This is a genomic window from Paenibacillus sp. FSL R7-0302 (assembly GCF_038006885.1).
Taxonomy (GTDB): Bacteria; Bacillota; Bacilli; order Paenibacillales; family Paenibacillaceae; genus Paenibacillus_AQ.
Genome location: NZ_JBBOWB010000002.1, coordinates 1,498,895 through 1,507,196, shown reverse-complemented (window position 1 = coordinate 1,507,196; position 8,302 = coordinate 1,498,895). Strand labels below are relative to the sequence as shown.

The following is an 8,302-nucleotide window of genomic DNA, read 5'->3' as shown; positions in this document are numbered from 1 at the left end:
GTTTCGAGAACTGAGGAGCGCGACGAGCAGCTTTGAGGCCGTATTTCTTACGTTCCTTCATACGTGGGTCACGTGTCAGGAAGCCGGCTTTCTTCAGCGTACCGCGATATTCAGGGTCTACTTTGAGCAATGCACGGGAGATCCCGTGACGGATTGCGCCAGCTTGACCGGAAATGCCGCCACCATGTGCAAGCACGATTACATCGTAGCTGCCCAGAGTTTCAGTCAGGTTCAAAGGTTGTCTTACGATCATCTTCAGTGTTTCAACACCGAAATATTCGTCCATCTCACGTTTGTTAATGACAATGCGTCCTTCACCCGGTACAAGGCGAACACGTGCTACCGAATGTTTACGACGACCTGTCCCATAGTATTGTACTTGTGCCATGAAACTGTCCTCCTTTATTCTTATCCGCGAAGTTCGTAAACTTCAGGTTTTTGTGCTGCATGTGGATGTTCAGCGCCTGCATATACTTTGAGTCTCAGCTTCATGTGATTACCTTGACGAGTCTTAGGAATCATACCATGAACTGCGAATTCAATCATACGCTCAGGTTTGGTCTTGAGCAGTTCTTCCGCAACGGTAACTTTCAAGCCACCTGGGTGCATCGAGTGACGGTAGTATTTCTTGTTTTGCATTTTCTTACCTGTGAGGTGAATCTTCTCAGCGTTGATAACAATTACGAAATCACCAGTATCAACGTGTGGAGTGAATTGCGGTTTGTGTTTGCCGCGGATCAGGGCAGCGGCTTCGCTTGCCAAACGGCCAAGTGTTTTGCCTTCGGCATCAATGATGTGCCAATTGCGTTCAACTTCGTTCGGCTTCGCCATGTAGGTGGTACGCATGAATGTTTCCTCCTTGTTCTCGTACGAAAATCATCTGTTTCGTATATCTTGTTTCGCGATTGAATTACAATTTAGTGAGTTAAAAAACTTATTTGTTGGCATTTCCTTGATCGGGGCTGTGGGATAGCCATCAAGAAAACACAACTTTTATATTACAGTATAAACATGACAAGCGCAAGCGATTTTTAAACAATCAGTACTTATTTTCATAAAAAATATAGTATCGGCCGTTTAGTCGTCTATCTCGTCATATTCCACACTCCAGAGTGCCAGCCCCTTAGACACAGCCGTAGGTCCGGCCGCTGCACGATCACAAGCCGCAAGAATGACAGGCATTCTATCTGCGCTGATTTTACCTTGCCCCACCTGCATCAGCGTGCCCATAATAATGCGTACCATATGTTGCAAAAAGCCACTGCCTGTAATATAGGTATGGATCACTCCCTGGTCAGGAGAGCCCGGGCGGCACATGCTGCGGTCTACTTCAAGATAAGCCTCATAAATGGTCCGCACATGCGAAGTCTTGGTAGACTTCCTGGACGCAAACGAGGTGTAATCATGGGTACCTAGCAGCGAGCTTAGCCCCAGCTCCATCGCAGGAACGTTCAGCTTCATCGGATGATGATGCTGCCAGCGTCGCTGGAACGGGTCCGGGAACCGGTTTCCGTTAATTGTATAGCGGTAGGTTTTACGCTTCGCCCCTCTACGGGAGTGGAACGAGAGCGGAACCTCAGCAGCCTCAGTAACAACGATATCCTGCGGCAGCCTGGCATTCAGCGCCAGACACCAGCGCTCCAGCGGAATCTGTGAGGAGGTTATGAAGTTAAAAGGTTGGCCATAAGCATGCACCCCTGCATCAGTCCGTCCTGAGCCCGTGATTTTGAGCGTCTCACCGGTCAGATGCTGAATAGCATGCTCCAGCTTGTCCTGAATCGTATTGCCCTGAGGCTGGGTCTGAAAGCCATCATAATGGGTACCGTCATAATTGACTTTCATCAATAGATTGCGCATTTCATTCTCCTGTTGGTCCATATACTTAATTTATTCTCAAAAAAAAGAGCCCCGGCGGGAGCTCCTTCTACTCTATACAAGGTGATTCCCGCGGTTATTTGCACGGCAGGGTACTATGCCCTGCAGTACAATAACGTTAAATACGTAAAGCGTACATCCGGAAATCATGGCTTGTGAAACTACGCGCGGTCTACCAGTTCAAGATAAACCATAGGCGCAGCATCGCCACGGCGAGGTCCCAGCTTCAGGATACGAGTGTATCCGCCTGGACGCTCTGTGTAACGTGGAGCAATGTCAGAGAACAATTTTTGGATTGCATCTTGTTCACCATCTACAGTCTCACGACGAACAAATGCAGCTACTTGACGGCGAGCATGAAGATCGCCCTTTTTCGCTTTAGTGATCAGTTTCTCAGCGATGGAACGAACTTCCTTCGCTTTGGCTTCTGTTGTCTGAATACGTTCGTATAGGAACAGATCCGTTACCATATCGCGGAACAAAGCTTTACGCGCGCTGGAATCACGGCCCAATTTTTGGTATGCCATTTGTTTTCCCTCCTTCACTCAAGTCTCAAGAACTCCGGGGTCCTATTCTTCTGTACGAAGTCCCAAACCAAGTTCCTCAAGCTTCTCTTGAACCTCTTCCAAAGATTTGCGGCCCAGGTTACGAACCTTCATCATATCTTCTTCAGTTTTCGTAGTCAGCTCTTGCACGGTATTAATACCGGCACGTTTGAGGCAGTTGTAGGAACGGACAGAAAGATCAAGCTCCTCGATCGTCATCTCAAGTACTTTTTCTTTTTTGTCTTCTTCTTTTTCAACCATAATTTCGGCGTCTTTCGCTTCATCCGTAAGACCTACGAACAGAACGAGGTGCTCGTTCAAAATTTTGGCTCCAAGGCTAACGGCTTCTTCCGGTCGGATACTGCCATCTGTCCAAATTTCCAGCGTCAACTTGTCGTAGTTAGTCACTTGACCAACACGGGTATTATCAATACCGTAATTCACACGTGAAATAGGAGTGTAGATAGAGTCAACTGGAATTACACCAATTGGCTGATCGTCGCGTTTGTTCCGGTCCGCTTGGACGTAGCCGCGACCACGGCCTGCAAAAATGCGCATGTGCAGTCTCGCGCCAGGTCCCAGCGTTGCAATATGAAGATCCGGGTTCAGGATCTCAACATCGCTGTCCGCACGGATATCACCCGCGGTAACGATGCCTTCTCCTTCAGCATCAATCTCGAACACTTTCTCTTCATCCGAATGAATCTTCAGAGACAGAGCTTTAAGGTTCAGGATGATTTCCGTCACATCTTCCATTACGCCGGGAACGGTCGAGAACTCATGCAGAACGCCGTCAATTTGGACCGAAGTCACTGCGGCTCCCGGAAGGGAGGAAAGCAGGATCCGGCGAAGCGAGTTCCCCAGAGTCGTGCCATATCCACGTTCCAGCGGTTCAACTACGAATTTCCCATAGGTCCCATCATCATTGGCTTCTACGGTCTCAATCTTCGGCTTTTCGATTTCTATCACGAGTGTACCCCTCCTTCAAACGTCGCTCCTATATGAAACAGTCACCCCATCAGGTGTATCATGTAGTATGCCTAAACACCTATTATTAGCAGATGCGTCAGAATTATACCACAATCACAATTCTGATTGAATTATACGCGGCGACGCTTCGGCGGACGGCATCCATTGTGAGGAACCGGAGTAACGTCTTTAATGAGGTTTACTTCAAGGCCAGCGGCCTGAAGGGAACGGATGGCTGCTTCGCGGCCCGCGCCCGGTCCTTTAACCATAACTTCAACGGACTTCATGCCGTGTTCCATAGCTGCCTTAGCAGCTGTTTCGGCTGCCATTTGCGCTGCAAATGGAGTCGATTTACGGGAACCTTTGAATCCTTGACCGCCGGAGCTTGCCCAGGAAATTGCATTTCCGTGGGGATCCGTGATCGTAACGATAGTGTTATTGAACGTGGAACGGATATGTGCCACGCCAGACTCGATATTTTTCCGGTCGCGACGTTTCGTACGTACGACTTTTTTCGGTTTAGCCATTGTCTCTTATCACCTCTTCTTATTTCTTTTTGTTTGCTACAGTACGACGCGGGCCTTTACGGGTACGAGCATTGGTTTTGGTACGTTGACCGCGAACAGGCAATCCACGACGGTGACGAACACCGCGGTAACAGCCGATCTCAGTAAGACGCTTAATATTCAAGGAAATTTCACGACGAAGGTCACCTTCAACCTTAACCTCTTTGTCGATCGTTTCACGCAGTTTGCTGACTTCATCTTCCGTCAAATCACGGACACGTGTGTTAACGTCAATGCCTGTTTCATTAAGAATTTTCTGGGAAGTCGTTTTACCGATTCCGAAAATATAAGTCAAGGCGATCTCAACGCGCTTATCACGTGGCAAATCCACTCCAGCTATACGAGCCATTTTACGCTACACCCCCTTCTTAACCTTGTTTTTGTTTGTGTTTCGGATTTTCGCAAATTACCATAACAGTCCCTTTGCGGCGGATGACTTTGCATTTTTCGCAAATGGGCTTTACAGAAGGTCTTACCTTCATGTTAATTACCTCCTCAAAGTTTTGCGAAGCAAAACTTTTGTTGTAGTTCCCATCTATTTACGGTAAGTTATACGGCCTTTTGATAAATCATAAGGCGATAACTGCACGACCACTTTGTCTCCGGTTAGGATACGGATAAAGTGCATCCGCAATTTCCCGGACACATGGGCAAGTATTTGATGACCGTTCTCAAGCTCAACCTTAAAAGTTGCGTTAGGCAACGGCTCAATAACCGTTCCTTCTACCTCAATGACGTCTTCCTTAGCCACAGTTAGTCTCCTTTCTCATTAGCACTTTTTCCAGCGGGCTGGCCATACTTCATCACTGCAAACCGCAGCTTTCCGTTGGTGACCCGGCCGGTTTCTTCCAAACTGTCTACAATCTCACTGCTGATGAAGGGTATGAGCTCCAGATGCTGAATATTCTTCTTCTTTGGGCTGTCAAACTTACGTTTGTCTCCATCAGCAATATATACAAATCTGCTATCCACAACTGCGATAACAACGGCAGCCTCTCCGGCATCCTTGCCTTTGAGAATTCTCACGATTTGACCAACCTGCGGGCTGCTCCCAGTATTCACGTGAAGATCACCTACGCATTCAGTTTTGTGAAAATTTCCATGCCGTCCGGTGTAACTGCTACTGTATGCTCGAAGTGAGCGCACAGTGAACCGTCTACCGTAACGACCGTCCAGTTATCATCCAGCGTTCTGACATAACGTTCTCCAGCGTTAACCATCGGCTCAATGGCGAGTACCATACCCGGCTTCAAACGTGGTCCGCGGTCCGCTATGCCATAGTTCGGAATTTGCGGTTCTTCATGCAGTTCTGCCCCAATGCCATGACCAACATACTCGCGGACAACGGAGAATCCGGCGTCTTCAATGTATGACTGAATTGCATGGGAGATTGTAAACAAGCGCACATCCGGTTTGACTAACGCCAGTCCAGCGTACAGGGAGCCTTCCGTGACGTCCAGCAGACGCTGAGCCTCTTCAGAAATGCTGCCCACCCCGTATGTCCAGGCGGAATCACCGTGATAACCACGGTACTCTGCACCGATATCCAGCGTAACGATATCGCCTTCTACCAGTTTGCGTTTCCCTGGAAATCCGTGCACCAATTGTTCGTTGACTGAAGCGCAAATGCTGGCAGGAAAACCGTTGTAGCCTTTGAAAGACGGCACAGCACCCTGACTGCGAATGTACCCATCGGCGATTCTGTCGAGCTCACCGGTAGTAATGCCTGGCTGGATAGCTTCAGCAATAAGACGGTGACTCTCGGCAACAATTCGACCAGCTTCCCTCATAAAGACAAGTTCCTGTTCGGATTTGCAAATGATCATTACATTAACCCCGCAGCATAGATACGATTTCAGAAGAAACGACATTGATTTCGTTTTCTCCGTTTACCTGACGCACAAGACCTTTATCGTCATAAAATGCAAGCAGCGGCGCTGTCTTGTTATCATACTCATCAAGACGCTTGCCTACACTTTCTTCGTTGTCGTCCGGACGCTGATACAATTCTCCGCCATCAATGTCGCAGACGCCTTCTTGCTTCGGCGGGTTGAAAATTAAATGGTAGGATGTTCCGCATACGGAGCAGATCCGGCGTCCGGTAAGACGTGCCATCAGCAGTCCGCGGTCCACATTCAAGTTAACAACGTGATCCAGTGAAGTTCCAAGCCGGCTGAGGATTTCTCCCAGCGCTTCCGCTTGCGAAAGGGTTCTTGGAAAGCCATCCAATAAAAAACCTTTTTCGCAATCGGACTGCTGCAGCCGTTCTTCGACGATTCCAATAGTCACATCATCAGGTACAAGCAACCCTTGATCAATATAAGATTTGGCCTTAAGTCCAACCGGTGTGCCTTGCTTAATAGCCAAGCGGAATGCATCACCAGTCGAAATATGAGGAATACCCAACTCTTTTACAACAACAGCGGCTTGTGTTCCCTTGCCTGCCCCAGGAGGGCCCATGAATAAAATGTTCACGATTCTCTTCTCCCCCCGAAAGTTCGCCACCAAGCAAGAAACAGCACAATAGGTACCGGGAAGTTTAAAGCCTTAGGTACTTCTCCGGAACCTATCGCCTATTTATTGATGAAGCCTTTGTAATGGCGTTTGATCAATTGGCTCTCGATCTGCTTCATGGTATCCAGTGCAACACCGATAACGATAAGCAGTGCCGTACCACCAATCTGCACTTGCTTCGGTAACCCGGACAACGATCCAAATAATACTGGCAGTACAGAGATTAATGACAGGAACAGCGCACCGGACATGGTCAGACGCGACATTACTCTAGTCAGATATTTCTCAGTAGCCTTACCTGGACGTATACCTGGAATGTATCCGCCATTCTTTTTCATATTGTCAGCCATTTGCTGCGGGTTCATCTGAACAAACGTATAGAAGAACGTGAATCCGATGATCATGACTACATACAGCAGCATGCCGAGCGGCTTGGTATGATCCAGATTGGCCGAGACCCATTTAGCCCAAGCGTGGGTGGACCAGAAGCTCGATAAAACGACCGGGAATTGAAGCAGCGAAACGGCGAAGATAACAGGAATTACACCAGCCGCATTAATTTTAAGCGGAATGTGCGTATTCTGTCCACCGTACATTTTGTTACCGACTACGCGCTTGGCATATTGTACAGGGATTTTACGGATACCTTGTTGAACAAAGATCACCCCGACAATAATCGCAACAACCACGATCAGTACAATAACGACTTTAAGAATATTCAGGAACATCTGACCCGGCTGAATGAAGCTTGATTGCGCCGTAGTGGTGATATATCCCGGAAAGGCGGCGACGATTCCCGCAAAAATCAGGATCGAAATCCCGTTTCCTATACCCTTTTCAGTGATCTGCTCACCTAACCACATCAAGAACGATGTACCCGCCGTCAATATGATCGCAATAAGCAGGTAATCCGCAAAGGTTGCATTTGGAATCATCTCAGTGCCATAAATCCGGTTAAACCCGATAGATGTGGCAAACGCTTGGATCAAACCTAGCACTACTGTGCCGTAACGCGTAATTTGCGCCAGCTGCTTTTTCCCGTGTTCCCCTTGCTTAGCCCATTCGGCAAACTTAGGGACAACATCCATCGAAAGCAATTGAACTATGATGGATGCTGTGATATACGGGTAAATGCTGATCGCAAAAATCGAGAAGTTTTTGAGCGCTCCGCCCGAGAAGGTGTTCAAAAGACCCATCAAAGCGTCTCCGCCCTGATTTGTTGATTCCAGTACTTCTTTGTTCACACCGGGAACCGGTACAAACGAACCGATGCGGTAAATGATCAGAACGAACAGGGTAAACAGGATCTTTTTGCGCAAATCTTCAACATGCCATATATTCTTAAGCGTCTTGAACATTAGATCACCTCGGTTTTACCGCCGGCAGCTTCGATTTTCTCTACCGCAGATTGAGAGAACTTATTTGCTTTGACAGTCAATTTAACAGCCAGTTCACCGTTGCCGAGAATCTTGATGCCGCTCTTAGTGTTGCTGACAACACCAGTTTCAAGCAAAAGCTCAGGAGTTACTTCTGTTCCTTCTGCAAAGCTATTCAGATCTTCCAGGTTCACAATCGCGTACTCTTTACGGGTAGGATTGACGAAACCACGTTTAGGCAGACGACGATAGAGTGGGTTTTGTCCACCCTCGAAGCCTGGACGTACACCACCGCCGGAACGGGAGTTTTGACCTTTGTGTCCACGGCCCGAAGTTTTACCGTTACCGCTACTTGGTCCACGACCAACGCGGTTGCGTTCTTTCCGTGATCCAGGAGCTGGAGCAAGTTCATGTAACTTCATCGTTTGCACCTCCTTATGTTTGTTAATTTATGCGA

Annotated in this window: 14 protein-coding genes; all 14 read right to left on the bottom strand. The window is 48.0% G+C overall.

Annotated elements, in window-relative coordinates; genetic code table 11:
- A partial coding sequence (rpsI, locus tag MKY96_RS32430; RefSeq protein ID WP_340946748.1) for a 30S ribosomal protein S9 occupies positions 1 to 388 on the bottom strand: 388 nt, incomplete at its 3' end.
- A gap of 20 nt (positions 389 to 408) precedes the next feature.
- On the bottom strand, positions 409 to 846 hold the full coding sequence (gene rplM / locus MKY96_RS32425; RefSeq protein ID WP_036721811.1) for a 50S ribosomal protein L13: 438 nt from the start codon (positions 844 to 846) through the stop codon (positions 409 to 411).
- A gap of 231 nt (positions 847 to 1,077) precedes the next feature.
- On the bottom strand, positions 1,078 to 1,857 hold the full coding sequence (gene truA, locus MKY96_RS32420) for a tRNA pseudouridine(38-40) synthase TruA (RefSeq protein ID WP_340946747.1): 780 nt from the start codon (positions 1,855 to 1,857) through the stop codon (positions 1,078 to 1,080).
- A gap of 179 nt (positions 1,858 to 2,036) precedes the next feature.
- Positions 2,037 to 2,402 carry a 50S ribosomal protein L17 gene (rplQ, locus tag MKY96_RS32415; RefSeq protein ID WP_019908254.1) on the bottom strand — a complete coding sequence of 122 codons (366 nt, stop codon included), beginning with the start codon at positions 2,400 to 2,402 and terminating at the stop codon, positions 2,037 to 2,039.
- A gap of 42 nt (positions 2,403 to 2,444) precedes the next feature.
- Positions 2,445 to 3,389: a DNA-directed RNA polymerase subunit alpha gene (locus MKY96_RS32410; protein ID WP_036692422.1), complete on the bottom strand. Its 945-nt coding sequence runs from the start codon at positions 3,387 to 3,389 to the stop codon at positions 2,445 to 2,447.
- Positions 3,390 to 3,520: 131 nt separating this feature from the next.
- On the bottom strand, positions 3,521 to 3,916 hold the full coding sequence (gene rpsK / locus MKY96_RS32405; protein ID WP_020427052.1) for a 30S ribosomal protein S11: 396 nt from the start codon (positions 3,914 to 3,916) through the stop codon (positions 3,521 to 3,523).
- A gap of 19 nt (positions 3,917 to 3,935) precedes the next feature.
- Positions 3,936 to 4,304, bottom strand: a complete 369-nt coding sequence (gene rpsM, locus MKY96_RS32400) for a 30S ribosomal protein S13 (RefSeq protein ID WP_036721817.1) — start codon at positions 4,302 to 4,304, stop codon at positions 3,936 to 3,938.
- 19 nt (positions 4,305 to 4,323) lie between these two features.
- Positions 4,324 to 4,437, bottom strand: coding sequence for a 50S ribosomal protein L36 (rpmJ, locus tag MKY96_RS32395; protein WP_003322638.1), 114 nt, complete (start codon positions 4,435 to 4,437; stop codon positions 4,324 to 4,326).
- 53 nt (positions 4,438 to 4,490) lie between these two features.
- Positions 4,491 to 4,706, bottom strand: coding sequence for a translation initiation factor IF-1 (gene infA, locus MKY96_RS32390; RefSeq protein ID WP_018753971.1), 216 nt, complete (start codon positions 4,704 to 4,706; stop codon positions 4,491 to 4,493).
- A gap of 2 nt (positions 4,707 to 4,708) precedes the next feature.
- Complete coding sequence (locus MKY96_RS32385) at positions 4,709 to 5,017, bottom strand: KOW domain-containing RNA-binding protein (protein WP_036721819.1); 309 nt, start codon at positions 5,015 to 5,017, stop codon at positions 4,709 to 4,711.
- An 11-nt stretch (positions 5,018 to 5,028) separates the two neighbouring features.
- Positions 5,029 to 5,781, bottom strand: a complete 753-nt coding sequence (map, locus tag MKY96_RS32380; RefSeq protein WP_036721822.1) for a type I methionyl aminopeptidase — start codon at positions 5,779 to 5,781, stop codon at positions 5,029 to 5,031.
- A gap of 4 nt (positions 5,782 to 5,785) precedes the next feature.
- Positions 5,786 to 6,430, bottom strand: a complete 645-nt coding sequence (locus MKY96_RS32375; protein WP_036721823.1) for an adenylate kinase — start codon at positions 6,428 to 6,430, stop codon at positions 5,786 to 5,788.
- A gap of 98 nt (positions 6,431 to 6,528) precedes the next feature.
- Positions 6,529 to 7,827, bottom strand: a complete 1,299-nt coding sequence (gene secY / locus MKY96_RS32370; RefSeq protein WP_036721825.1) for a preprotein translocase subunit SecY — start codon at positions 7,825 to 7,827, stop codon at positions 6,529 to 6,531.
- Positions 7,827 to 8,267, bottom strand: a complete 441-nt coding sequence (gene rplO, locus MKY96_RS32365; RefSeq protein WP_036692409.1) for a 50S ribosomal protein L15 — start codon at positions 8,265 to 8,267, stop codon at positions 7,827 to 7,829. Before rplO ends, secY begins: the two co-directional genes overlap by 1 nt.
- Positions 8,268 to 8,302 lie beyond the last annotated feature (35 nt).